This is a genomic window from Sulfitobacter brevis (assembly GCF_900112755.1).
GTDB classification, from domain to species: Bacteria; Pseudomonadota; Alphaproteobacteria; order Rhodobacterales; family Rhodobacteraceae; genus Sulfitobacter; species Sulfitobacter brevis.
In genome coordinates, this window is record NZ_FOMW01000021.1 from 1 (window position 1) to 25,406 (window position 25,406).

Genomic DNA, 25,406 nt, shown 5'->3' on the forward strand with positions numbered 1-25,406 from the left:
AAGACAGATATGAAGCCGGATCAACGCTGATCACCAGCCAATTGCCCATCGACGCCTGGCATGACGTGATCGGTGAACCTACCTTCGCAGATGCCATTCTCGACCGTCTCGTACACAACGCATATCGCGTCGAACTCGACGGCCAGAGCATGCGAAAAACCAAACTCAAAACAGGTGACGAAAGCGCCCAAAACGGTTAACTAAAAACTCAGGCCTCGCAGCCGCTAAACAAGGGCGGCCGGATACACCGGTTTAGGTGGCCGGATGTTGTCGGAATGACCGGCCGGATGCACCGGAATACGCATCTTGACGCCAGCAAGCGTCAATTTCGAAGCAAAGGCCTCGCCTTCGTCCCGCAGCACATCGTTTGCATCGGTAATGACCAGCGCTGGCGGCAAGTTCGCGAGTTCTTCGCCGCTGTAGTTCAGCGGGGATATCATCGGATCGGAACTGTCAGTGCCTTCGGGGAGATAGGCTTCCCAGAACCACTCCATGCTCGCTTTGCTCAGCCACGGGCCGTCAGCGAACAGCTCATAGGAATGGCTGGTCAGGTCCGCCGTCGTCACCGGATAGAACAAGACCATCGAATCCAGCGCCGGGCCATCAGTCTTGGCGCGCACTGCCGTCACTGCCACCATTTGGCCGCCGACTGAATCGCCCGCAATTGCAAGCTGGTTTGGATCGATCCCAAACTCCGCTGCATTTTCCGCAACGTATTTAAGAACGTCGTAGTCCTGGTCCAACTGGACCGGATGCTGCTGCTCCGGCGCGGGGCTGTATTCTACGAATACCATAGCGGCGTTCGCTTGTGTTGCCAGATCGCGCATCAGACGTTCATGGGTGGTGAAATTGCCCAATACCCAACCACCGCCGTGATAATAAACCACTCCCGGCAGTGTCTCGCCTTCGGTGCCTGCAGGACGCACGGAATAGACCTTAACCTCGCCCGTGGGGCCGACATTCAGCATCATTTCCTTCACGTCAGCGTCGGGCATGGCGACGTCGCCCTTGGTCTGTGTGTCGATCAACACCTGACGGGCCTCGTCGTAAGGAAGCTGGTTGATTGGAGTTGAACCTTTCAGGCTGTCAATAAAGGCCTGCGTTGTCTGTTCGAGCACAACAGATGGGATATCGGTGGTTGGTGCAGTGGTATCTTGCGCGAAACCAAAGGCGGGAACGACGGCAACAAGTGCAGATGTCGTGAAGGTGTGGAGGAGTTTCATAAGGATGTCCTGTATCGGTCTATTTCCATAATTAACCGTCAGGGACGAGCGAACGTTCCAACTTAAGCGTGCTTCACGGCCAAGTGATATAAAAATCTTCGCCCATCTGCGATGCCTGCCGGACCCAGGCTTTTCAGCAGTCCGACCACTTGAGATTCCGTCGCGTTCAATCAGCATCAGCGCAAAACAGGACCGAGCACGATAAGGTGGCCGAATGTCCAACGTTCTCGCCAAATAAGACAAAATCTATTGCGGCGTATGGTCAAATCGCCGCCCAAATCATCCTAGTGACTTTCATGTCAGCCATCGATCTCACGTCTCTGACTCTTGTTGAAAAGTATATAATAACCGTTGACGAAACTTCATGCCAAACACCCCATTTTCCCAGAAGAACAAAACTTTGCGACCACCCGTTGAAGTCACAGCTTAAAATGGTCGTTAAACCGGCCGCGTACAAATAGAAGCTAAGGGCGGAAGCGGCAGCCTTCACGAAGGGCATATTGCAGACCTTCGCTGCAACTTGCTCCAATTTCGGATACTAAACTCAGATGCGCGATTCAGCTTCGCTAAGGCGAGTCCAGCCCTAACATTACGACACAAAAAAGGGGTACCAAATGGTGCCCCTTTTTTTCGTTACGAACGGGTCGTTCGATTACTTGGTCCCGTCGAGACCGGCAGCAGCTTCGGATACCATCGCGTCGAGGTTTTGGTCGCAGACAGTGATGAATGCTTCGAGGTCTTCTTCGGTCATGGTTTCAGCATCCATATTTGATGCAACTTCGTTACCACCAGTTGCTTCAACAGCTTTTGGCTCGCCATCGCTGATGCTGCCTGCTGCGGCAGTGCTATCAGTCGCTTCGGCTTCAGTTGTGGTGCCACCTGTGGCTTCAACTGCCATAGCTTCGCCTTCAAGGCTCTGACCATCAGCGCCACTACTGACTTCGGCAATCGCCATAGTGGCAACTGTCATCATGTCTTCGCTGTCCAGGGCTTTAAATTCAGCGCAGCTCATCGAGGCGCTCATGTGTGCGTCGGCGAAGGCAGGGGCGGACACGGTGCCCATGATGGCAGCGATTGTGAGGGATTTAAAAACGGTATTCATTTTTCGCTCCAGTGCGATTGACTACATCTCCTACTAACTCTGGGATTAGTTTGATGGTTCCCGTCCACACGTGAACGTTACAGATGGCATCGCCAAGCTATTTCCCAGTGACTGCAGATAGATGTCTGAGATTCTATCGATCCCCACCCAAATTAATCTAATGCGGGTGGAGGCCCGTATCCTCCATGCATCTGCGCAATTTGATGAGACTACGGCGCAAACGGGTGCGCATGGTGTTGATCGGTATGTTGAAACGGTCGGCCATTACGGCATAAGTATGATTGTCCAAGTAGACACCCCGTATGGCGGATCCGCAATCGTCTTCCAGTCGATCTAGACAGTCCGATAGATGCTTCAACTCAGCGGCGTTTACGAGGGATTGCTCCTGGCCGGGACCCTTGGCCGCTATTTCATAAATTAAGGGGACAGTGTCTTGATGACCTCTCTTGCGAGCCCGCAATCGGTCAAGAGAGGTGTTGCGTGCGATAGTTATCAACCACGTCATCGGGCTAAGGCCGTTTACTTTGTATCGATCCGCATGAAGCCAAATTTTGACGAAAGTATCTTGCAAAGCATCTTCGGCTTCAACCGATGTTTCCAGCACGCGCAAACACACGCCGAATAATTTAGAAGACACATTATCATAGAGCAAATCAAAAGCAGCACTGTCGTTTAAAGCAACACGAGTAATCAACGTTTCAATCTCACCACGATCCATACAACTTATATCCCCCGTAGCGGCACGAATTACTGACTGTCCCGCGTCATTTACAAACATGGTGCAGACGGACAATAAGTCAAAGCTATGGCAGACTTTCAAAGGTGTTTAGGCGTATTGGGGAGGTGATTTGCCCCCTAATATCGGGTTAACTTTCAGGGGCCAGTGTGTTCTTATTTGCCGCATAGGCCCAATATGAAAGCGCCCTGTCACCAGCCGATTTGACGGTTGCAACATCGACAAAATCGATCATCCCATTGTTGCAACGCATATTAAAGTTCCTCCCCTCATTATTGGGCTTTGGCGGCCATTTAGGGCTTGGACGAAGACCATCAATCGAAACCCAGGAACGATCCGATCAAGAGGTCGAGGTGAAGTTGTCCCCGGCTGCTAATGTAATCCGTTTCGTAACGGTGTTTGGGGTACTAACCCCTGAGCTTGTTGGACGTCTGCATGCGAAACTCGCTCAAGCGTTAGCGCGCTATGAGCATAATCAGCGGCGCCAAGGTTGCATCGGCCGCCACAGATGCCGGAAGGGGCAGAAAAGTACGCTGAGGTGCTTTCATCGCTTTCTTGATCACCAGTATTCGCCCGTAAGAATGGTGTGGGGCCATACAAGTCGCGAGATATACTCCAGCAGGTCGGGTGAGTTATCCAAGTTGATGCCGCGACGCCTGGCAACAGCGTGACCGAGGTGCTTGGTGTTCCAGTAAGAGTTTTTAATGATGATCTCCAGCTCGACCAGCTTTGATGAGCCTCTCTAATAGCCAGCAGAAATTTTAAAGGCTCGATAGGTGCCCTATGACATCCATTGAGCGAAATCATCTTTTAAGTCTACTTAATGGTGTTTATGCGGGCAGCAGCTTCGGACAGCATGGCATCTAAATTTTGATCGCAGACAGCCTTGAAAGCTTCTAAGGTTTCGTCGTCTGCCAACTTTATCCACATGTTGGCATCAGCTTCATTTCCGCCTGTCGCTTCTACAGCTTTTGGTTCGCCGCCGCTGGTCGAACCGAGCTCAAATTCGGCAATCGCCAAAGAAGCGACTTCAGCCTGCACATCCGGCGTCAAAGCTTTAAAATCAGCACAGCTCATGTGCGCTGCCGCGAAAACAGGTGCAGAAACAATGCTCGTCAGGCCAGCTACAGCGATTGTTTTATATAATAGCCTCATCCGTAATCTCCTAGTTTTCAGTATAAATCTTCGACGACAAAAAAAGTACCTTAATCTCACGAGCCGCAGACACAAATGCTCTTGTTTTTGCGATGCTTGCTGACGCGATGGCGCAGACCGCCGAAGTTTGCCGACAATTATTGCATAAATCTTAACTCTGCTCAACTTAGTCTCCCCGAAGCACACCGCTTCAGCAATTTAACGATGGCACCTCGGCCGGTGTAGCTGGTGATGGGCCATCAGGTTTAAAGTACCACGAGCCGCTAGACGCGCATTAACGCTCCGTGACACTTCCCGCCATAAGTCGGCCGATACTTGGCCATGACAGAATAGGGTGGAGCCTAGCTGAACATTTGCCGGATTCTGAATATTTGTTCAATAAGGGTTCTTTTAATCTAGTTTTAACAGAGTTCATTATATATCTAGAGTTATAGTTTGCGGGATAAGAAACATGAGCAGAAAAATCGGCTATCGCAGGGTCTCGAGTGAAGATCAGAATCTAGATCGCCAAGATCTCGGATTTTGCGACCGAGTTTTTGAAGAGAAGCTATCAGCTGGGACGAGGAAGCGGCCTGAGCTGGAGAAGATGCTCGATTTCGTCTGGCAGGGTGACGAAGTGCATGTTTGGAGTATCGACAGGCTTGCACGCTCGATGAGTGACCTGCTCGACATCATCAAGCAGATCCATGAGGCTGGTGCCAGCATCCACTTCATTTCTGAAAATCTAGTGTTCTCCGGCGACGCTGATCAGGATGATCCAATCGCCACGCTGCAGATGCATCTGCTCGGATCATTTGCACAGTTCGAACGCTCTATTATCAGAAAGCGTCAGCGAGAAGGCATCGCGAAAGCCAAGGTTGCCGGCAAGTACAAAGGCCGGGGACCAGCGATCAGCCGGGATGACGTGAAGCGGCGCCTCGAGATGGGCCTCCCAGTCAGCCAGATCGCGCGGGAAGTGGGGATTAGTCGGACTTCGGTCTATAAAATCAGCAGTGAGCTCGGATACACAACATCGCCAGCAGGGCCGCGGCTGGACACTCCGGTATAGACGGCAGGTAGTCCGCCTTTCTAGAAGGGCAGCTAGCCATTATTTCAATAATACTAGATAACGTATTATTTAAATAATGGAATCTCCCACAGGCCCAGCTTGATCAGTTCGCGAGCGGGTGCGTAATACACGTTAATGACGAATCCAAGTCTCGTTCATTCGCTCCCATTGAAGATATCGTCATCCATCTCTGTGCCAGCAAGCGCTATTAGCGCGAGATAAGAGTACCCCTCGACCCACTTGTGGATCAGTAGCTCATCAGCAGCGCTATGTTGCTTGCTGCGCAGAAGATCGTCTGCGTGCACGCGACGCAAGTGTGCAAAAGATGGATGTGCGATCAAAGCATCTACTCTGATATCATTGCGCTCCCACGCCAAATCCCAACTTCTCCGAAGTTGCCATTCCAGCTCGACAATCTTGTCAAGATCGTCCTGGGATAGTGACGTGTCTGTGTCTGTCTCTGACCAGCTCGTGCCTGCGGACACCTCTTGCTCGATGTTATTGCGTTCTAAGTGTTTCATGTCATACCCCAAATGTGTTATCAAAAATATAAGTCAATGATAACGCTTTTTCAACACCAAGGCGGTTAAGAACTTGTGTCTATAAGGGTGTTAAATATCGATTTATATTGACGGATTCTGACAGAAGGCCTATGTTGATAACAGAAATAACGTTATTAATCGTTATCATTGTTACCAAAAGGGGCATATCGTGGGTCAAGCAACAGAAAAGAACGTCAGAGCAGCTATCAAGCATCTGGAAGATGAAGGAAAGAAAGTCACAGTTAGAGCGATCTACAAGCTCGTCGGTGGCAACTATAATGCTATCGCCGAACTTTATCGCGCGGTGACTGAAGAGATCACTGTCGCGGAGCAAGCCCCAGCAGACATTCTGCTCCTTTTTACTGATCTGGCTGATGACTTGTACAATAAAGTTAGATCTAAAGCAGAAGCTGCCTTTTCCGGCGAGCGCGCAGGCATGAAGAACCAGATCGACGGCTTGACGTCTGAGCGGGACGACGCGGGAGAAGCTGTCAGTGAACTTGAAGCAGAACTCGCAGAGTTAAAAAGTACTCAGGCTGAAGATGCGGCAGCCTCAACTGCTGAGATCACCAGATTGCGCGCAGAGCGAGACCAAGCAGTTGGCAAAGCTGACGCTCTCACCCAGCAAGTCGAAGCTCTCTATAAAGATCATGCAAAGCGTCTCGATGAGACGGAAGCTGCACATGCGGCCGCACTAACGGCTTTGAAGAATGATCAACTTCAGACACTTGCAGACGGTGAGGCAAAGCATGCTGCAGCTCTGACTGATGCGAAGGAAGGCTACAGCACTGCACTTGCGAATAACAAAGCTTCTTATACAGACGCACTAGCTGCCGTAGAAGCAAAAGTCACTGCACTGCAAGCAGATCTGAAAGCACGTGACGCCGCCCTGGCAGCTGTTAACAATGAACTTACATCTACAAAGTCAGCACTTACAGATGTTACGCGAGATCGAGACGCCCATGCCAAATCCGCTACGGCTGCTCAGGCAGCTTTGGCTGAAGAGAAGTCTACCGCTCGCGACGCGCGCCAGGACGTCGAGAAACTTTCTGTTCAAGTCGAGAGTCTGAGGAAGGCTGTCGAGAAGCTCACCCCTGCAAAATCCGCGGAGATTGATAGTGATGAGGCATCAAATGTCACGAGTATGATGAAGCCGTAACTGTGAGTGTTGACATGTATACATGTCAACACTGCCCCTGCCCTGACGCCCCTACTTCTCCCTACCGTGCCAGTAGAATTATTATACCGGCACGGTTTTTTCTGCGGTGCGGACTCGTTAGCTGGACGTCTTTAATGCTAGTGAAACCTTCATACAGTAATACTATATAACGTATTATTTAAGGATCCTCAGATGCACTTCAGTGAGTTCAGCATATCGCGCGACAAATTTCTGCCGCTTGCTAACCCTCCTGGCAAGCTGAATCCGCTTACCGGTGAGGTCATGCACGACGAGCATCAGAACGAGCTGCATCTCGCTAAAGTAAAAATGTGGTGGGCCGAACATCGATTTCTAAGATCCCTCGCCGGCGATGACCTTGTCTTCTACTTTGGCCTCACCGGCGGTGCAGCCAGGCGCGTCGTAGTGACTGGTCGCAACATCTCCGCCGGCGCTGCGGAAATTGAAGAACTAGTAGGCGCCTCGAATGACGTCATCGCTAACCTCGATGCGCAAGTCATCGACGGTCCGTCTACAAAAGCTGCTGGCTCGCGCATTGCCGCACTGCCTGTGATCGTTGGACCAGATGCGCTGGTCCAGATTACCGAGGGCGACTTGACGGCTCTGACCAGCTCTGAAGTGCCCCTCGCCTCTCATATTCAGTACACTGTGACTGATGCTTGGACATCGAAGACCTGGCTGACTGCAAGCTACATCAGCGCAGCGAGAAGCTATCTCCAAGCTAGACAGAATATCGACACCACGACTGCCGAGGCTGAAGTAACAGCGTTAGAAGATTTCCTAGAAAGGCGCGAAATCGACCGAATTGCAATTCGCCAAAGGACAGGTGCTAAGCACCAACTTTCCGTGATGTTCGAAGATCGAAACAGGATACGGCACACCTACCCCACGATCTCTATAATCCCAGCGGCGCCCGGCATGCCTGATATCGTCGACACTCCACCCAGACTGCGCCGATCATCCCAAGTTCCCCTTTGCGAGATACAATTTCGAGGGATCGACATTGTCTATGTTGCGCGTGAACACCTCGACGGCATCACCTTGCGCGCAGAATTGGCAGGTCGAGATCTGACTAAGCTGTGAATAAGATGACATGTCTCTTCACATCATTCTTAAATAATACGCTATCTCGTATTATTTAAGAACCAGAACGACGTCGATCATCACAAAGTGGGTCGGCAACGAGGCTGGCCACATGTTAACATCAGAAAGCGGCCTGCTCTTGATGTATTACGCCACCGCATTCGAAGTGCATCGCTATATAAATAAGGGGTTTCTGAAGATTTGTTCGTTTTCTAGCGTATTTTCTGAACTCTTTGTTCACTCAATGCGTACAGACAGTTCGTTTTTAGCGCTCGAAAACGAACTGTTTGTACGCAAACTTATAATCTGAACAATCCGAGCTCTCGCATAACCTCATGCTTGGTTGCTTCAGTTACTTCGCGCGCTTTAGCTGTGCCCGTCCTAATTACATCGAGAACATAGCCAGGATCCTGCGCCAGCTCGGCGCGACGGCTTCGGATGGGCGCGATGAGGTCTTGAAGGATATCATCAAGCCTAGCCTTGATCTTGCTATCTCCCAGCCCCCCATTTCTGTATTGCGTTTTCAACTCCTCGACCGCGATCACATCGTCATCAAAAGCATCGAGATAAGCGAACACTACATTTCCTTCTACACGACCCGGATCACTTACCTTCAGATGATTTGGATCCGTGAACATCGCATGCACAGCAGCCGCGATTTCATCTGGGCTTGCGGAAAGCTGGATCGCGTTGCCGCCAGATTTTGACATCTTTGCCTTACCATCGATCCCCATGAGCCTGCCCGATGCGGGAATCAAAGCTTGTGCTACTGGCAACACTTCATAGCCCGCCTCCGCATTAATCCTCCTTACGATTTCATTTGTTTGCTCGATAAGCGGCGCCTGATCTTCACCTACTGGCACAACAGTTGCTTGGAATGCAGTAATGTCTGCTGCTTGAGCAGCAGGATAGCACAAGAATCCCGCGGGAATAGCACGGCCGAAACCGCGCGCTTCAATCTCGGTCTTAATAGTCGGATTCCGCTCTAATCGAGCAACAGTCACGAAATTCAGATACAACATCGACAGCTCGGCAAGAGCTGGAAGATGTGACTGCAAACAGATCGTCGTCTTTAAAGGATCAATGCCGACAGCAAGATAGTCGAGAGCAACTTCCAGCACACTGTCGCGCACTTTTGCTGTATTGTGCGCGTTATCTGTGAGCGCTTGGGTGTCAGCAAGCAGCAGATACTGTACATGGGTGTCTTGCAGCTTCAGGCGGTTCCTAAGCGATCCTACATAGTGACCAATATGCAGTGATCCAGTCGTCCGGTCCCCAGTCAAAACAATAGTTTTAGTCATCGTGATATCCCCTTAGAATGAGGCTACCGCAGAAACATTACGCACAAAAAAGGCCGCCCTGCGGCAGCCAAAATGTCATGTGAAAACAGGCCGCCTTTTTAGAAGGTCAGCCACCAGATGTAGGAAATGATGATCGTCGTTTTCATAAAGCGCACATAGCCTTTGCAGTGTTTCTCAGTCAACATGGTCGTTTTGGTAGGAATGGGCGGAATTGAACCGCCGGATCAACAGTAATCTACTGCAAAAGGATTATAAGGCCTTCACCCGCACCAGCGCACTCCCGAAGCCGTTTAATAACTAAACGGGTATTCGGGTGCTCAGATGTGTGTGCGTGCGTGCGTAGGTCATAAAGCATCGTTAACCTGCACCGACATATCCGTCAACTCGTGATTATCGACGACACCCCTGCCCTGCTGAAACAGTAATGTTTCATCAGTGAAACGGGCATGTTTCGCGCATGAAACGTCTGATTTCAAATCTGAAACCAGACAGCACTCCCCTGCCCTACCCATTCTGAATTCTTAAGAACTTCTTAAATGCATACATATGTAACTACATGCATTTAATCACATTTTCATACGTTCGCATCTATATTCTTACAAGTGCATACAAAGTGTATGTGCGTGTGTTCACAAGGATATTTTATGCCAATTATTAGTGTTGCAAGCCCAAAAGGTGGCTGCGGGAAGACAACTACTTCCATTACTCTGGCCTGCGAGCTGGCTCGAAAAGGGCTATCCGTCGTCATTGTGGACGCGGATCCACTGATGTGGAGTTACAAGTGGGGTGAGCTCGACGGTCGACCCGCAAACATTCAGGTCATCGGTGGGGTGAAAGCAGAAGACGTCGCGGTCGTAGCGATGGATGCAGCTGAGCGTGTCGATTTTGTCATCGTAGATTCGGAGGGCACTGGGAACCTAGCTACTGCAAATGCCGTTGGCGCTAGCGATTTGGTCATAATTCCAGTGCAAGGAAGCGCTATGGACGGCGAAGCCGGCGTCCTGACGTTGGCGATGGTGGCTAGCGAAGGTCGTAAGGCACGCCGGGTCATCCCAGCCGCCGTAGTGCTCACGCGGACGCGTCATATCGAGACAAGAGCAGTCAAAGCACTTCGTGAACGATATCAAGAGCTCAACGTGCAGCTCATGCACACATCAATCGCTGAGCGCGCAGCATTCAATGCTTTGACAGATTTTGGTGGCGATCTCGTCGATCTGCCAAAGACGGAGATGGGATCAAACCCAATGGGTGCGATGCAAAACGCAGCCGAATTCGCTGAGGAAGTCTTAGAAATCGTTCAGGCAATCATGCCCGACTACAAAATGGAGGTAGCGTAATGTCTACAAAACAACGCAGAAGCCTGGCCCCCGCGGTCAACGGAAACCTCGATTGGGGCCGTGGCACTGACACAGCCGAGGCCCCTGCCCCAGCTCCTAAGCCTGCGCCACGCCCTGCATCAGCGGCTCCGGAGAAGGTTCGAAAAGTGCGCAAACAGCGTGTGACAAGAGACAGCTTTAGCACACGTGTAGAAACTTCAATGCTGAACCTTTTTTACGAGCACACGAATGACGCCGGTGTCAGCGTAGTCGATGCTCTTGATGAAGCGATGCGCGATTTCTTGATCAAAAAGAGCCTGATGTAAGAACACTCTTACATCGTGTCTGAGCATTCTTACACGCATATGCACTATGCATACATCGTGTCTGAAAATGTATGAAAGCGAGCACCTCAGAACAGAGGTTCTCGCTTTTCTCTTATTTTTCAAAAGCCTGCCAAAAGTGTTACGGCCGTAACACTTACTTCTTCGGCTTGATCTTAGCTTTCGACAGTGCTTCCTCGATCAGATCCATCATTGCAATGATGTCTGCTTTACTAGCGGCTTTGTCGCCATCTTTCAGAACTTGTAACTGGCCGTCTTGGGATGCTTGGAGTGAAAATCCGGTCGACAGATTGAGCCTCTGGCCCTCACGAGCGACAGTCACGTGATTTGCCCGCCTGGACATTTTGATCCTTGCCGGCGTCTTTTCAGCGTCTTTTTCTAGCAGGGAGATCAAGCGACGGATTTCTTCAACTGATGCTTCCGCGATATCCTTAGATAAAGCTTCGAGATCGGCTTTGTTTTTGTAGCACTTGCTGCCCTGGTTGACTGCAGAACGATTAACACCGATCTGTTCCGCGATATATGCCTGTGTTGTCTTCGCAGGAAAGCTGCTAGCAATCTCTCCGATACTTAACATTTGTTCCCAAGGCGTCAAATTGGCGCGCACAGTGTTCTCAGTAAATCGCTCAACCAAGTCCTCAACTGTTAGATTTTCCGTAGTCGAATTGGTAGAAACCAATGCTAAAACTTTAATACCCAGCATGCGACATGCAGCGAGACGCCGCCGGCCGCTTTGGACGACAAATGTATCGGTGGTGAGTGTTGGATTCTCTGCGTTTGGCTTCCAATTTGCATCAGCGGGCCTAACCCGGATGGGCTGCCGCTGCCCGCGCTCTTTGATGTTCTGCACAAGACTATCGAAATCCTTAGCGCCCCCAAGAGCGTCGAGGCGGTCAGTGTCGACTTCATCGATAAGCTGGTGAGGATCGAGCTCGAGAGCGACGCGCCCTTCAAGAACTCCGCGAACAGCATTGGCCCGAAGCATCTCAGCTTCTTCCGAGAGATTCTCAACTAAGAATTCGATTGTTCCTCCCGCTGGGCCATTCATGATGCCGCTGGAGGGTCTTTTCACAGGTTTTTCAGCCTCGGCAACCGCTGCTACTTCTTCTGCCGTTGGTTTAGCTGGCTTGAAACGTGCCATCGGTTACCCCCAAAATTCTTTGACAAAGGTTTCTCCGAACCCACGACTTGGCAGGCTGGGAAGAACACGGCCGACGAGGTAGTCATTTACAGCATTAGCATTCGTCATGAAGCTTTTTGCTGACGCACGACGGTTGGTTGGTGGGGTATACTCATAGATCGACATGTATTCTTCAGCTGCATTTGCAATCGCATCCGAGCGAGCGTACCACACCTTGCTGATCCCGCCTGGGGCCCAGAGATGCAAGTCAGAGATTTGTGCAATGTCGCGATCATTTGCAGACTGAACGATAGTTGGCAGCACAATATGGCCGCCTCGGCCCACTTCGAGCTGCTTTTCTGCACTACACACCACAGCGAGATACTCTCCGAGAGAGTTTACGTATGTAGTCAATGTGGACAGATCGAAGCCTTTCAAAGTGATCGGAATGATTAAGGTGTCCGCTGCGACGACACAGTTCAATTGCATCAGTGTGATAGAAGGCTGCTGATCGATAACGATAACGTCCAGCGTCTCACCGAGAGCATTTTCATATGCTTCTTGGTTGAATGACCCATCCTTGTTACGCAGATCTTTCAGGACAGTTTTTGGTGGATAAGACCGATCCCAAAGGTCAATGGCATCTTTAAGAGTGCGATATGGTTTCTTGTTCGAGCGCGCTTTCAGATAAAGCGCAACGTCACCGTTAAGGATGTTAGCACCTCCAGGAATGAGTCGGATGCCTGGCCAGGCTGTTTGCTGCCAGATCGCATCAAGTTCTTCCGGTGTCCGAGGTGCACTGCTTTGCGCACCCGGCTCTCCCACGCCCATAAAGTCCGCGAGAGTTAGCGTCGCCTCATCAAAGAGCTTGGTAGTTTCATCGGCGAAATAGAGGCTGGCAGTCGCCTGTGGATCTGCGTCGATCACTCCGACTCTCAGGCCATAAGCCAAGCTCAGATACTGAGCGAAGTGTGCTGCGGACAGACTTTTCCCGGTGCCACCTTTCTGAGAACCGAAGGCAACTACAGTGAGTGGATCCTCAGGCTGCCGCCAATGAATATATTCCCGCCTCCGTGTCGATCTCGAGCCTAGCATGCCACGCATCTGCATCATATCAGAAGGAGAATAAGTCGTCTCTCTGCCGATACGCTGGCCGGCGGGAAGGTCGTCATCGCTATTTCCTTTATCAACCAGCGTTTGGGTCTGAATCCCCATGAACGATGCCACTTCATTTTTGGAAAACCTTCGCGTGACCCGCTTGCTGAGTGTCTCGTCGCGATGAACTCTAGTGTCGAGTTGGCCCATCGCCATCGAAATTTTATCGACAAACTGGAGGGTGCTTTGCCTTTCTATGACTGGATCAGCTACACTGGCATCTGGTACTGCTAAGGCCTCTGACATCTGCCTGTTCCTTTCGATCTACTTTACGCCAGAATACAACATGCTGGAGAGCTGACCAACAGCTGTTTCTTCGATCTCCAGCTTTTCAAGTTAGATTTTATTACTCTGAGCCGGCTTTGTTGCGGAATTGTCCCAGACGCCGCACTAACTAGCTCCTCAAACTGCCGAGGAGCGGGCGGGTACTTCCAAAAGTGCTTCCAGATATCGCGAATATTCGCCGTGAGAGTATCTAAACCTAGCTGCGAGAAGTTGCGCGTCGAAAGGCATTGAACTTGGGCATTCAGTGTCTCTGCAGGACATTCAACGCCGAGACCCTGCCAAGTCGCGCTCAGGGTCTCGGACATAACTGCCCTTGGAACCTGTTCGTCGCGCACAATGGCGTGGCTCTGCAAGATAGCTTCGGTGCGCATTACTAGATCTTCTGAGACGGGCTTAGAGAATTGTCCGAATGGTGCGCCACGCGTGCACTCCAGCCATTCTAAGTAAATCTTCTCCACCACCACGTCTGCCGCGGCTGTGACTGGGCCAGGCTTGGATGAACGATCCGAAGTGTCCGGCACAGAAGTGTGTGTTTCATGTATTTTGTGTTTATACGAAGTAAGGCGTTCACTAGAGCAAACGCTGCGTTCAGTCTGTCGAACTAGGGTAGGGGCCTTCGCGCTAGATTTCCCCTTTGTCGATCTTTCTTTAAGCGTCGTGATCCAAGCACTCCAAAAAGTGACGAAATACTTGAGGCGATAGTTGTACCCGCTCGCCATAGTTTGGGTCTCGGTTGTAATCAGACCAAGGTCTCGCAACTCTTCGATATATCCACTGATCGCCGCGTTACCGCGCTTCATCTTAGCGCCAATCTGCTTAAGGGTCGGCCAAGACCATCCCTTCTTGTCGGCCAAATTGCATAGATATGAAAGAACCCGAAACGCGCCGGGGGTCATTTCGAGCTCAAGAAGTGCTGGCGGGAGGGCGAGAAAACCCTTGTTAGTGTCTAAATTCAGCGCAGCGGACATAATTTCTCCGATCTCGCAAAAATAGTGTCAACTATTGCTTGCGACAGTGGGGGTGTGGCGCTATTCTGAAATCCACATCACTAGATTTGCAGAACAGCAATTTTACTTAGGAAGCCGTACAGTTGACGCTGTGCGGCTTTCGTTCGTCTGGGGCTAGGTCATCTGCTCTCTCCTGCCACTCGACCTTTTCGGTCCTGTTCTATTGATGCCATTTGTTCCCCAAAATGGCATGTTAGAGCAAGCACTTTCTGAATAATTATCGGGTTACTTAAAGGCCCAACTCATTTCAGCTTTCTAACCATCTGAATTTTATAAGAATTCATATTTCGTGCTGAGAAGGGCAGGGGAGGTGTGCACCCTATGTCAGGGTGGTGTTTGTGGCTTTTTGACCATGTTAGACACCATATTTTGCGGTCCCACCGAATCTGAGGGCTGAGTCTGGCGTCTGTGCCGGTGTGAGACAAGTGTGGGTCTACATCTATAACAATCACCTCGATTACAGTCACAGCGCATTGTCCGACGGCCGCGGAAGGCAGAGTTACGAATGTTACTCCTCAAAAATGCGAAAACTCGACAGATTTCTCTGCCGAGCTCCACGTTTTTTTGGCTGCTGCAACTGTAGTGAAACCGAGCAGATTCCTTACAGTCCTTTTTCGCGACTGCTCCAAGCTGAGCCGCGATACATATTTTATATACGATGCTTATCGCATTTAGCAACCCATTTTCTTTCCTAGTTGTTGTGTCGTTAATAGTTTCTCACAGAATATTCTGCCATCTTTAATAAGTTCTTAACGATCCAAACCGGGGCTTTGTTGTATTACTCAGACTGCAAACATATTTGCAAAAAACGGGTGATCTCATCCGAGATAGTTTCTTTCTGCTGCATGGCTGCTGCTAGAGATATTATCGCAAGGCAGGAACCGAGTATGTACAATTATAACAAAAATAATAGTCCAAATTCCGCTTTAGCAATTTTGCTATTACCACGTGCGCGCACTCTAACCAGAGTAGAAGCGGCAGGCCAGAAAGACGCTGGCTCCGGGTGTCACAGCTAAATCGTAAGACTACTCATCAACTACATTCGTTTCCCTCTAACACGATCAAGCTGTGGATCGAGTGTGAAACGCTTCCAAACTACTTAGAGTATTATCGACAAGTATACTGTGAGCCAGAACGCTGGGATCCCGTCGAACACATTGAGCTTCTGCACGGCCAGTCGCCTGATAAGAATAATTTCTTCTCTATTGAGCGGAACTTTGAGTCTCACATTGCAGGCCTGACGGAAGAAGAGATCGAGGCGTGGATAGCTGAGTATCCTTCAATTCGGAAAAACGTGAAGGAAGGACGCGCTTGGAGACCGCGGAGTTTTCAGACTCGGCGTCTATCTGGTGATGATCCTGATTTCGTGATGATGAGTTATCTCGACAGCTTAGCAGGGCAGAAAGACGTGTACGTGTCGATGTCCGAATTCGGCAATCCACTTTATTTTGGTCCGCAAATCAATTTGAGAAAAAAAGAAAAAGAGGTCGGCGTTCCAGAAAAACTTTTGACGCAAGTAATGCGTTACAAGCGCGACCAGTCTAACGCGCATCACGTGAGCGCGCTGTGGCTCGACTTTGATAACTTATATAATCATGACTTAGATCATCGACAAATCGCAGCGGCATTTTTATCGTCGTGTGATTTGCTCGACAAGCCGCGTCCGACATACATAATGTTCACTGGACGCGGCATCAGCCCAGTCTGGCTGTTAGATAAACATCATAAAGTGAATAGTACGAAAGGCTGTGTTTTAGCTCGATGGAAGCTCATGATGAACGAATTGATGGATATTTTCAGAGATTTTCAGCCCGATCCTGCTGTCGTCGATATAGCAAGAGTCTTACGTGTGGCGGGCACAGTAAATAGTAAATCTCTTGAAGTAGCTTACCCGCTTTACGTCAACAAGACTGCAACCGGCGAAATAATGCGCTACGATATAGACGAACTTTCTGATAAAATCCTTCCGATCTGTCGCGAACAGTATCTCGCGATTGCTCAAGAAAAATACGAAGTGCAAGGCAAGATCTGGGCGCGCGAGAATCTAAAATTCAGAGCTGCACGATCTGCAAGGAAGAAACACCGCGGACAACGCAGTAGAGAGCACACAATTGTTGAAGATCTCGATAAGTTGCGTGAGCTGAGGTGGGGTGCAAATCGTGCAATTGATGATGGCATGCGTGACAAGTGGCTACTCATTCGTATGTCCAGCTTTGCACACATCAATGCGATCCCAGTTCTCATAAAAGAGATTAAGAAACAAGGTAAGTCGATAGGTCTGAGTGAAGACGAAGCGATGTCATATATGTCAACGGTCATACAAAGGGCGGATCAGCAGGTGAAGCTGCTGCAAGCTCAAGCCGACGGCATCGATCCGGCATCATTATGTCTAAAATACTACGATCCCAGTCAAAAATCACTGCTTTATCGCTATTCTGTCAAAACAATGATCAAGTATTTGAACATTTCTGAAGAGGAAATGCGCGCTGCTGATCTAAGAATATTGATTGCCCCGGATCTGCGTCGTGAGCGGCGTCGCAACAGAGCAGCATCACAGCGTCAGCAGACGACTACTCCGCGTTCGCGCGAAGAGATCGCTTCAACTGCGAAGCGGGAAGCACATGCTCTGCGCAACAAAATGGACAGTCAAAACTGGTCTATTCGCGCAGCAGCAAAAGAGTTGAACATGACACCGTCTAAAGTTCAGCGCATTTTGAAACACCTTTGACGATCCTCTGATTCGTCAAAGGTGTTTGTGAGGGTGTATCGGTTTGTGGCTGTAAATATTATACCTCGCCGGAGGCAGGATTTTATACTTGTCTTATAGTATAAGAGGGGCTGCTTATGATGAGTGAGCTGCATCGAGTAAGTATCATTCAGCACATCAAGTGTACTGAGGGCGCCCCATCAACCGTCATGCGGCCTCCAGGGCGCCTCTCGTGGCTGTTTAAAGGTGGTATCAGGCTCGATAGCGAGTGTGACGTCATCATAACGCGAACAGCGCTTAGAAAGCCTGTCAGAGCTCGTCATCCAGCCTCTGACAGGTGTGGAGTCTTATTCTGCGTTCGCATGGCTCCGTTCGCTCTAAAATACACCCTCACATTCATAAATGAGGGTGTATCGGTTTGTGGCTGTAAATATTATACCTCGCCGGAGGCAGGATTTTATACTTGTCTTATAGTATAAGAAGGGATCTGAATGGGGCAGCAGTTTAACTATCACCACTTTTAAGAAGTGATAAAACATGCGTTGTGCGCGCTAGCAGCATGTACAACGGTCTGAGTTCATCTGAGATGCCATCATCTTCTTTTATCGTGACATCGTCTATTGCAGACAGAATGAGTTCATTCATATCCTCAAAAAGGTCTCGAAGTAGCGATCTTGGCAATCCTAAGTCCGTCCGATCATTCCCGAAGATATCGCCGAAATCCAACTCGTCGTTATCATCGTTAATGAAGTCTCCAAGCACGAATTGTGAGATCGGACCGCTTACGTCCACTACCTCTGCTTCTACTTTCTGCTCACCTAGCTTCTTGCGCCAGTCAGATTGCGCTTTGGTGATGTGGCCAGGAATATACTCTGATGCAAGTTTTGAGGCGGTTTGAAGCACATTGTTGATGTCTGCGGCGGTCACTGAGGCCGGTTCTGAAACACAGAAAATCTTATGCATCTCATCGGTTACTTCGATCTCGTCGAGTAGGTCAGATCCAGTACTACTCAACAAATTTGAGCAATCTTCTTTCCAATTAATGTAAAGGTGCTCGCAGATCGGATCTTTGATGCCCAATTCTTTTGCTGTGGCGAATGCTTCTTTGAGCAAAACCTTTGAGTCTACATTACCACTGGCAGTGATAACTTCGCCGGTAGAGCAAATGTAATCTCGACCATCTTCGAAATACGGCAGGATCCTCCATCGTCGTCCTGGGGCGCCGATCAGATAGACGCCGTCGATCAGTGCGTTCTGAAAGACGATGAATTCATCACTGAGGTAGGATTGGAGTTCTGTGATGAACTCTTGTTGCTTTGGGGTGCCTCGTGGTTTTGCAGGAATGATCCTTGCCATGGTTGCAGCTTTCTTTTGTTGAAATCTGCAAATGGGAAAATCGGTGGCTTGATGCAAATTGTGCCCCGCATGCCCCTGTCAATCGCTTCCTGAAGAGCCTGAAGGTTGGAGGCTTGGAGGGTGTCCTCCTCGATAGTTACTTCTCGTCAGCCCCCCTCCAAGCGCTGTCTAAGAGGAAGGTTTTGGGCGCCGTTTATTAATCTTCTGACAGCCCAAAGCTTGCTTTTTGTTTTGAGATCGCAATCTGGGAATGTGAGGGTCCTATCTGTAGCCAGTTGTGTCCGTATCCGCGAATGGGCTCTGCCCATCCCGCGTCACGCACATACTGACCAGGGGGCTACACCCCCGTGGACCCCCAAAGTCGAGCTTGCATGATCATGCATGTGTGAATGTTTTCATACTGTCTGACGATGTAAGTGCATGCAAGTAAATGCATTTTGTATGCATACGTAAGAAAGTTGTAAGAAGATGACTACAAAAAAGGGCCAGGGAAGCAACAAGCGTAGGCTGCAGGACTCAGTTCTGGTGAGGATGGATGCTGAGACCTACGATTTTGTTGTGAACCGCGGCCGCCTTCTAAGCGTAAGCAATGCGACCGTGATCCGGGATCTCCTCATCTCAGAGTTTGAGCATTCCGGTGCCTCACCATCTGTCAAACGTAAGCGTGGCAACAACCGTAGGCCGTCCGCTCAAATTTTGCGGGGGTTGGAATTTCTGGCAGCTATTAACAGGGTCGGCAACAACTTCAATCAAGCCATGCGCGACATCAACACTGCTCGAAAAGCCGGCGACATCGATCCGTTTCTGTACCGTGAGCTAATGTCTAAATTGGATAAGCTCGCGATCACGATGGCAATTGTTAAGAACGCAATCACTGGAGACCTGGTGGACGACGAGGATGACGCGGCGTGATCCAGAAATCTGTCAGAGTGCCATCTGGCAAGACGCGCGCTATTGCGAATTACGTCGGCAATCCAGGAGAGAATGAAGAAGTCAAATGGCTGAAGGGCTGCAAAGAAGACATTTTGATCATGGGCCAGTCAGCTCAGATGTGTGGCCGTACATACGGTGTCCGCCATGTCATCCTATCGCCCGGCCAAGAATTGAGTACAGCGCAGCTGACAAAACTGATCGGCGAGTTCGTCCGAGAGTACAATGTGCCGAAGTGCTCGCAAGACGCGATCTGTGTTGTCGCGCACAAGAAACAACGCGCTCAGGATGAGCAGCCTCACCACAGCAAGGCGCTACAGGGTTACGAATGGCACTATCACCTGACGTGCCCGGAAGTCAGCACAGACAACGGCCGGGTCCTAGACAATAAGCACACCAAAATCCGGGACGAGAAGCTGGCACGTATTGCAGAGCTGCGTTTCAGTCACGAGATCGTGCTAGGTCGGTTCAACAAAGAAGTTTACACCCAACTCACAAAAGAACGCCCTGAGTTGGAACTGTCGCGATATCAGGCAGCGATGGAAGAAGCCAACGTTGCAGCTGGCAAGAAACGTGAAGACTGGCTCGAGTATCGCGCATATGCAGCTTATTCGACGGCTGAACATCAAACAGTAAATCGCAAGCTTGATGTCATTTCTAAGAAAACTGGCGTGGATTATCGCGACAAGCTGAACCTAACTTTAGTGAAGAAAGACCTGCTTAGGCTCGCAGCCGGTGGTGACATGCAGACATTCCTTCAAGGCATCGAAGATTTGGGTCTCGAAGTTCATCCTGGCAAGAAAGCTGGGGTCTATAGGGTCTTTGCAGGGCAGATCGACCTTGGCTCTCTAGATCGCTTGTCACGGCTACCGCGCAACGCATTACACGAAGCAATTTTAGAAAGGAAATCTAATGTCAGAAACACAAAAACGGGTTCGAAATCCCAAGAAGAGCAACCTCACAAACCAAGAGCAGGAGTTTCTCGTCTCGACCTACGAGACGGTGAAAAAGATCTTCAACGCGTTAGACGAGCCGCTGCCGGAGGAGGGGGGTCGGGAAGGGGATCCGACAGTGGAACTGCTGAATCAGCTAGTGCAGGAAGTCGCAGAGGTCAAAGCTCAGCAAGCGCAAATACTAACGCTTCTCCGAACGCTCGCAGTCTGAACAGTCGCCGAGTTAAAGGGCACTTTAACAGGGCTCGGTGCAGTGCGTTTGCTTCAGATGTGTTATCGCGCCGAGTCGCTGACCCATCTGGCACAGAGAACTTCGATCTTGGCGATCTCGGGCGTAATGTAATTGCCGGTGAGAAGGGTCCAGGGGAGGGCAACCTGCGGCAACCCTAAATTCCGAGTTTCAAACCGCTTGGGGTCCGGTTTAGAATTGGAGGAAGGAAGAATGCATTTCCTCCTACGCCTGCGCCAGAAGTAACCCCTCCTTTACACTGCGTTGCCGATCCTCTCTTCGCCCCATTGTCATGTGCTCATGATCGGTAGTGATGACTTCTATTTTCCTATTTGGCAGGACTTTCTTACCAATAGTCAGAAGCTCGTCCAAGGAAATCATCCCAGTGTTTGAATAGCTGAGCACAAGGGACGAGTTGCTCGTCCTGACACCATCAAAAAGGTCTTCAAATGCGCCGCGAACTTGGGACTGAATGCAGAATGGCGACTGATGACGCTCCTCGCGGTATCGCCCTTTGACGACTTTACCCCTTTGGACTTGAAGCTTTGGGAAGTCATATAAAACCAGCGTTTCCAATGCATGATAGAAGCGGCTGTAATGCACGAAGCAATACGGAGGGTCAGCATAGACTGTGCCTCCCCCAAAGTTACTCAGGCAGTCCTTAAAGTCGAGGGCAGTGGATTGATGTGTCATGACCACAGGCCGATCAGGGATGTAGTTCAACACGTCGTTGTACTTCCGCTGGAAATACTGACCAATTGAGCGCTTTCGATAGATCAGGATGTCCTTATGCGACGAATTTGTTTTGGCATCTCGATACTGAGCATAATGCCCTGTACCTTGGCTAGCGTATGCCATTGCGAACATCAGCGAAGACATTATGGCGGGATAGATCGGCTTGGACCGGTAGCCTTCAGCAACCTCTCTTAGCGCATCAATCCAGAGGCATTGCTCATAGCTCCACCAAGTCCCTGAATAGTTCTTTGCGAAGAGGTGCCATCTGTAATCGAAGGATTTGTTTAAAAGCTCACGCTGACGTTCTTCGTGTTTGTTGAAGACTGCGAAAGGCATATCGCTATCGTAGTCTACTACCAACATACGCTTGCGGTGTCCTAGGATCTCACCAGCGAGACCCAATAGGTGATCTGCGCTAGGGGTCGATTGATCCCGATGTGATCTGTTGTATGTGTCAGCGAGCAAACCAGAGTAGGCCTGAATGTCGTTTGACACCACGGTGGCCTGTTGCCCAATCGCACCAGCCAAAGAGCCGCTGCCTGAGAACAAATCGCATATAGGGCGGTCGTCGCGCACGTGATTGATGCCACTAAGTACAAAACCCATGATCTTAGACTTAGACCCCATGTACTTAATAAGGCTTGGGTATTCCCGCGCTTTCAGGCAGTCTAAGCCTTGGACAGTTGTGAGCAAAGCTTCGCACTCCGATATAAATATTATCCTAAAACGGGATAGTGTTTTGTATGGAAGATGGGGTCTCCGGGTCAAGTGGAAAAATGGCTACCGATCAGCAAGACGCACAGAACGCAATTCAACGGGAGATACTGATTGGTATCAGGGTGACTGCGCAGCTAACGCAAACGCAGCTTTCCCAAAAGCTTGGGCATCCCCAAAGCTATGTCTCGAAATATGAGGCTGGACAGCGGAAGTTGACATTGATTGAAGTCAGAGAGATCGCGCTGTGCTGCGGTGTTAGCTTGCTCGACTTCGTTGCACAGTTTGAGCAAGAATTGAAATTGAGTGAAGGCTAGTATGGACCCGTACAGTTATTTCCCAGCAGGATTTTCCGACAAGTACGGCATCCTAGAATGGCGTCATGCCTTGGCCATCTTGAAGGGAGAGTTCTCTGAACAGTTTGAAGACTTATGTGAAGTCTTAGACGCGTTTGAGCTCAGGGAAAGTAGCATAATGCGAGGCGGCGGAGGGAAGTCACTTGTCTCAGGATACCTCGACGGAGCCCTATACAAGCGGGGCTGGGCGGAAAAGGGATTTGATACGGCCACGATGATTGATGGTGTAACCTACGCGACCCCCACCCATAAGATTGATTGCGTTAAGGGGCGGATCGCGCTCGACATCGAATGGAACAACAAGACCGAATTCTTTGATCGCGATCTCAACAATTTCCGCATGCTTCACACTCTCGGTGCAATAAGTGTCGGGATTATCGTCACTCGCGACTCTGGTTTGCAGGCTGATATATTCAAGCCGCGTAATATTGGGAACAAGTATGGTGCATCCACAACCCATCTGAAGAAGCTTATTCCCAAGGTTGATGGGGGTGGCGCGGGCGGGTGCCCTCTACTGGTAATAGCAGTTAAATCGGGTGCGTTTGTCGCCGACATATAGCAAACTCATGAACTGCTTCTCTGTTACAGCTCTGATCCAATGTTGTCATTATGTGGTCGAATACACCCTTGTTCGTGCGAGCAAAATTGTTAGCCAGCGCGCTTTATTGCGTAACTGGAAGTGTTTTTGACATCAGGCCGCTTAAATAAGTCGACGAAAGCAGGCTTTTACCTTATTTCAAATCAAGCATAATAATAGTTGAGAACGAATGGCCTATTATAACTACTACATTGATGAAACTGGAAACCGGAATCCTGATCAGAAACCAGATCTGCACAGAGAGCATAGAGATTGGTTCGGTATTGGCGGGATAATGGTAAAAAGCGAAGATATCCAAGAATGCAAGGACAAACGGCAGGAATTTGCCGACAAATGGAATGTGACCGCACCTTTCCATATGACCGATATGCTCTCAAATCATAAAAAATTTGCTTGGCTTGGCAGAATTCCCGAAGAGAGGCGGCACAAATTTTGGGGAGAGTACAAGACTTTGCTCGCAACTGTGCCTGTAATTGGTCTTTCGTGCATCATTGATCGCCCCGGATACGTGGCGCGAGGTTATCTACAAGATAACCCAGATCGTTGGCTTTTGTGCCGCAGCGCGTTTGATATTTCCGTGGAGAGGGCCGCGAAAATTGCGCGAAAAGATGGTTGTAAATTAAATGTCATTTTTGAGCAGGATGCTGGGATCAACCAGATAATTGTAGGATATTTTGCGAGCTTGAAGGCTAACGGGCTTGGGTTCAACGAGGAGCGCTCAGACAAATATGGCCCGCTTACCCAAGCTGAGTTCGCGGAGACGCTTTCAGGCATAGAATATAAGCCCAAGAGCAACTCTATGTTACAGGTAGCAGATTCATATCTTTACGCTATGGCGAGGCACCCCTACGACAAGAAGTTCGACGTATATTGTCGGATCAGAGACTCTCGAAAGACTGGGGAGTATCCGAAACTCTGTGTATGAGGCTTAGCCCATGCGAGTTTGGCGGCTCATTTGTTGAACCGTTCTGGGTATAGGATAGCGAACTGATTGCGGGCAGCAACCCATTCTCTGACGGCCCTGCCTGTCTTCTCAAAACTGCGGATGGCCAGATAGATCAGCTTTGTCGCAGCATCATCAGTGGGAAAGCTACCGCGCGTTTTGGTGGTTTTTCGGATGACGCGGTTCAGGCTTTCAATCGCATTTGTCGTGTAGATGATTTTGCGCACTGCTGGTGGGAAGGCGAAGAACGGGATGACTTCTTGCCACGCGCGTCGCCAGCTTGGAGCGATTGACGGGTACTTTTGGCCCCATTCGGCCTCAAAATCAGCAAGGGCTTTCTCCGCCTCGGTGTCATCCGTGGCTTGATAAATCCGCTTGAGGTCTTTTGCGACGTTCTTGCGATCTTTCCATCCGCAGAAGTTCAGGGAATGGCGCACGAGGTGGACAATGCAGGTTTGGACTGTGGTCTCAGGGAATGCGGCATTGATGGCATCTGGAAAGCCCTTGAGGCCGTCCACAACGGCGATCAGGATGTCTTCGACGCCCCGGTTGCGCAAATTGTTCATCACCGAGAGCCAGAATTTTGCCCCTTCATTATTGGCAACCCATAGCCCCAGAACCTCACGTTCGCCCTCAGGAGTGACGCCCAGGGCTACGTAAACGGCTTTGTTCTTGACCTGACGGCTTTCCGCATCGCGGATTTTGACCCGAAGAGCATCAAGGAAAACAATGGGATACATCGGCTCCAGAGCCCGGTTCTGCCAGTCTGATACTTCCGCCAGAACGGCATCTGTGACGCGGCTGACAAGATCGGCAGACACCTTCAGCCCGTAGACCTCTTCGAGATGGGCGCGGATGTCGCGGGTCGATAATCCGGCTGCATAGAGGCCAATGATCTTGTCATCCATACCGTCGATCCGGGTTTGACCCTTCTTGATCAGTTCCGGTTCAAAACTGCCATCACGGTCGCGCGGGACATCAATCGGCAGCGCCCCATCATTGCCCTTCAACGTCTTGCGCGACGTGCCATTGCGGCGGTTGCTCTGTTGGTTTGTGGGCTGGGTGTCAGGCTCATAGCCTAAATGCTCGGTCAGTTCAGCGCCAAGCATCCGTTCCATCAGGCGCACCTTCAGCTCTTTCATCAAGCCCTGATCGCCCAGTAAATCGTCCGCGTTCTCAACGCCGCTCAGCAGCTCGTCTAAAACTTCCTTGGATATCGTCATTGTCGTCATGCTCCTTCGTTAATGAAGCATGGGCCAAATTACTCATACACAGAAGATCGGACACTCTC

At 50.1% G+C, this 25,406-nt stretch carries 25 protein-coding genes; 12 read left to right on the plus strand and 13 right to left on the minus strand.

From position 1 onward, the window contains the following. On the plus strand, positions 1-200 hold a 200-nt coding region (locus BM174_RS18610; protein ID WP_177209532.1), incomplete at its 5' end, for an ATP-binding protein. A 24-nt stretch (positions 201-224) separates the two neighbouring features. On the opposite strand, the gene BM174_RS18615 is transcribed toward BM174_RS18610, so the two are convergent. The 5 genes from BM174_RS18615 to BM174_RS18635 form a co-directional block, all read right to left on the minus strand. Beyond that, complete coding sequence (locus tag BM174_RS18615; RefSeq protein WP_177209533.1) at positions 225-1,223, minus strand: alpha/beta hydrolase; 999 nt, start codon at positions 1,221-1,223, stop codon at positions 225-227. Positions 1,224-1,875: 652 nt separating this feature from the next. Next, positions 1,876-2,325, minus strand: coding sequence for a hypothetical protein (locus BM174_RS18625; RefSeq protein ID WP_245766450.1), 450 nt, complete (start codon positions 2,323-2,325; stop codon positions 1,876-1,878). A 157-nt stretch (positions 2,326-2,482) separates the two neighbouring features. Beyond that, positions 2,483-3,043 carry a sigma-70 family RNA polymerase sigma factor gene (locus tag BM174_RS18630; RefSeq protein WP_093925349.1) on the minus strand — a complete coding sequence of 187 codons (561 nt, stop codon included), beginning with the start codon at positions 3,041-3,043 and terminating at the stop codon, positions 2,483-2,485. A 148-nt stretch (positions 3,044-3,191) separates the two neighbouring features. Beyond that, positions 3,192-3,314 carry a hypothetical protein gene (locus BM174_RS21630; RefSeq protein ID WP_281244876.1) on the minus strand — a complete coding sequence of 41 codons (123 nt, stop codon included), beginning with the start codon at positions 3,312-3,314 and terminating at the stop codon, positions 3,192-3,194. Positions 3,315-3,877: 563 nt separating this feature from the next. Continuing rightward, positions 3,878-4,216 (minus strand): hypothetical protein, encoded by a 339-nt coding sequence (locus BM174_RS18635; RefSeq protein ID WP_093925350.1) that lies wholly within the window; start codon positions 4,214-4,216, stop codon positions 3,878-3,880. Positions 4,217-4,667: 451 nt separating this feature from the next. Between BM174_RS18635 and BM174_RS18640 the strand changes: the two genes are divergently transcribed. Further along, positions 4,668-5,264, plus strand: coding sequence for a recombinase family protein (locus BM174_RS18640; RefSeq protein WP_093925351.1), 597 nt, complete (start codon positions 4,668-4,670; stop codon positions 5,262-5,264). 155 nt (positions 5,265-5,419) lie between these two features. Here the strand turns inward: BM174_RS18640 and BM174_RS18645 are convergent, their stop codons facing one another. After that, the gene (locus BM174_RS18645; protein WP_093925352.1) at positions 5,420-5,785 is read right to left on the minus strand and encodes a hypothetical protein; all 366 of its coding nucleotides are present in this window, start codon (positions 5,783-5,785) and stop codon (positions 5,420-5,422) included. 190 nt (positions 5,786-5,975) lie between these two features. Here BM174_RS18645 and BM174_RS18650 point away from each other — a divergent pair, with 190 nt between their 5' ends. Both BM174_RS18650 and BM174_RS18655 read left to right on the plus strand, forming a co-directional pair. Beyond that, positions 5,976-6,965, plus strand: a complete 990-nt coding sequence (locus BM174_RS18650) for a DNA-binding protein (protein ID WP_177209534.1) — start codon at positions 5,976-5,978, stop codon at positions 6,963-6,965. 192 nt (positions 6,966-7,157) lie between these two features. Next, positions 7,158-8,066, plus strand: coding sequence for a hypothetical protein (locus BM174_RS18655; RefSeq protein WP_093925354.1), 909 nt, complete (start codon positions 7,158-7,160; stop codon positions 8,064-8,066). A gap of 299 nt (positions 8,067-8,365) precedes the next feature. Here BM174_RS18655 and trpS read toward each other — a convergent pair whose 3' ends face one another. Continuing rightward, positions 8,366-9,367 (minus strand): tryptophan--tRNA ligase, encoded by a 1,002-nt coding sequence (trpS, locus tag BM174_RS18660; protein ID WP_093925355.1) that lies wholly within the window; start codon positions 9,365-9,367, stop codon positions 8,366-8,368. Positions 9,368-10,011: 644 nt separating this feature from the next. Here trpS and BM174_RS18665 point away from each other — a divergent pair. Then, positions 10,012-10,704, plus strand: coding sequence for a ParA family protein (locus tag BM174_RS18665; protein ID WP_177209535.1), 693 nt, complete (start codon positions 10,012-10,014; stop codon positions 10,702-10,704). Further along, positions 10,704-11,009 (plus strand): hypothetical protein, encoded by a 306-nt coding sequence (locus tag BM174_RS20905; RefSeq protein WP_143092494.1) that lies wholly within the window; start codon positions 10,704-10,706, stop codon positions 11,007-11,009. Before BM174_RS18665 ends, BM174_RS20905 begins: the two co-directional genes overlap by 1 nt. Positions 11,010-11,163: 154 nt before the next feature. Here the strand turns inward: BM174_RS20905 and BM174_RS18670 are convergent, their stop codons facing one another. The 3 genes from BM174_RS18670 to BM174_RS18680 are packed head-to-tail and all read right to left on the minus strand — an operon-like array spanning position 11,164 to position 14,555. Beyond that, the gene (locus BM174_RS18670) at positions 11,164-12,168 is read right to left on the minus strand and encodes a ParB/RepB/Spo0J family partition protein (protein WP_093925357.1); all 1,005 of its coding nucleotides are present in this window, start codon (positions 12,166-12,168) and stop codon (positions 11,164-11,166) included. Positions 12,169-12,171: 3 nt separating this feature from the next. Further along, a complete protein-coding gene (locus tag BM174_RS18675; RefSeq protein WP_093925358.1) occupies positions 12,172-13,548 on the minus strand; it encodes a ParA family protein in 1,377 nt (458 codons plus the stop codon). Positions 13,549-13,571: 23 nt separating this feature from the next. Beyond that, positions 13,572-14,555: a helix-turn-helix domain-containing protein gene (locus tag BM174_RS18680; RefSeq protein WP_093925359.1), complete on the minus strand. Its 984-nt coding sequence runs from the start codon at positions 14,553-14,555 to the stop codon at positions 13,572-13,574. Between the two features lie 1,042 nt (positions 14,556-15,597). Here BM174_RS18680 and BM174_RS18685 point away from each other — a divergent pair. Next, the gene (locus BM174_RS18685; RefSeq protein WP_093925360.1) at positions 15,598-17,322 is read left to right on the plus strand and encodes a hypothetical protein; all 1,725 of its coding nucleotides are present in this window, start codon (positions 15,598-15,600) and stop codon (positions 17,320-17,322) included. Positions 17,323-17,805: 483 nt separating this feature from the next. Here BM174_RS18685 and BM174_RS18690 read toward each other — a convergent pair whose 3' ends face one another. Continuing rightward, on the minus strand, positions 17,806-18,657 hold the full coding sequence (locus BM174_RS18690) for a hypothetical protein (RefSeq protein WP_093925361.1): 852 nt from the start codon (positions 18,655-18,657) through the stop codon (positions 17,806-17,808). A gap of 468 nt (positions 18,658-19,125) precedes the next feature. On the opposite strand from BM174_RS18690, the gene BM174_RS18695 reads away from it, so the two are divergent. Both BM174_RS18695 and BM174_RS18700 read left to right on the plus strand, forming a co-directional pair. Beyond that, positions 19,126-19,569, plus strand: a complete 444-nt coding sequence (locus BM174_RS18695) for a hypothetical protein (protein ID WP_093925362.1) — start codon at positions 19,126-19,128, stop codon at positions 19,567-19,569. Then, the gene (locus tag BM174_RS18700; RefSeq protein ID WP_093925363.1) at positions 19,566-20,930 is read left to right on the plus strand and encodes a hypothetical protein; all 1,365 of its coding nucleotides are present in this window, start codon (positions 19,566-19,568) and stop codon (positions 20,928-20,930) included. Before BM174_RS18695 ends, BM174_RS18700 begins: the two co-directional genes overlap by 4 nt. A 64-nt stretch (positions 20,931-20,994) precedes the next feature. On the opposite strand, the gene BM174_RS18705 is transcribed toward BM174_RS18700, so the two are convergent. Then, positions 20,995-22,131, minus strand: coding sequence for a DNA adenine methylase (locus tag BM174_RS18705; RefSeq protein ID WP_093925368.1), 1,137 nt, complete (start codon positions 22,129-22,131; stop codon positions 20,995-20,997). 149 nt (positions 22,132-22,280) lie between these two features. On the opposite strand from BM174_RS18705, the gene BM174_RS18710 reads away from it, so the two are divergent. The 3 genes from BM174_RS18710 to BM174_RS18720 all read left to right on the plus strand — a co-directional run bounded on the left by BM174_RS18710 (position 22,281) and on the right by BM174_RS18720 (position 24,097). Beyond that, positions 22,281-22,535 (plus strand): helix-turn-helix domain-containing protein, encoded by a 255-nt coding sequence (locus BM174_RS18710; protein ID WP_093925369.1) that lies wholly within the window; start codon positions 22,281-22,283, stop codon positions 22,533-22,535. A 1-nt stretch (position 22,536) separates the two neighbouring features. After that, complete coding sequence (locus BM174_RS18715) at positions 22,537-23,133, plus strand: BglII/BstYI family type II restriction endonuclease (RefSeq protein WP_093925364.1); 597 nt, start codon at positions 22,537-22,539, stop codon at positions 23,131-23,133. A gap of 208 nt (positions 23,134-23,341) precedes the next feature. After that, a complete protein-coding gene (locus BM174_RS18720; protein ID WP_093925365.1) occupies positions 23,342-24,097 on the plus strand; it encodes a DUF3800 domain-containing protein in 756 nt (251 codons plus the stop codon). 26 nt (positions 24,098-24,123) lie between these two features. Here BM174_RS18720 and BM174_RS18725 read toward each other — a convergent pair whose 3' ends face one another. Beyond that, complete coding sequence (locus BM174_RS18725) at positions 24,124-25,338, minus strand: IS256 family transposase (RefSeq protein ID WP_093925366.1); 1,215 nt, start codon at positions 25,336-25,338, stop codon at positions 24,124-24,126. Between the last annotated feature and the right edge of the window lie 68 nt (positions 25,339-25,406).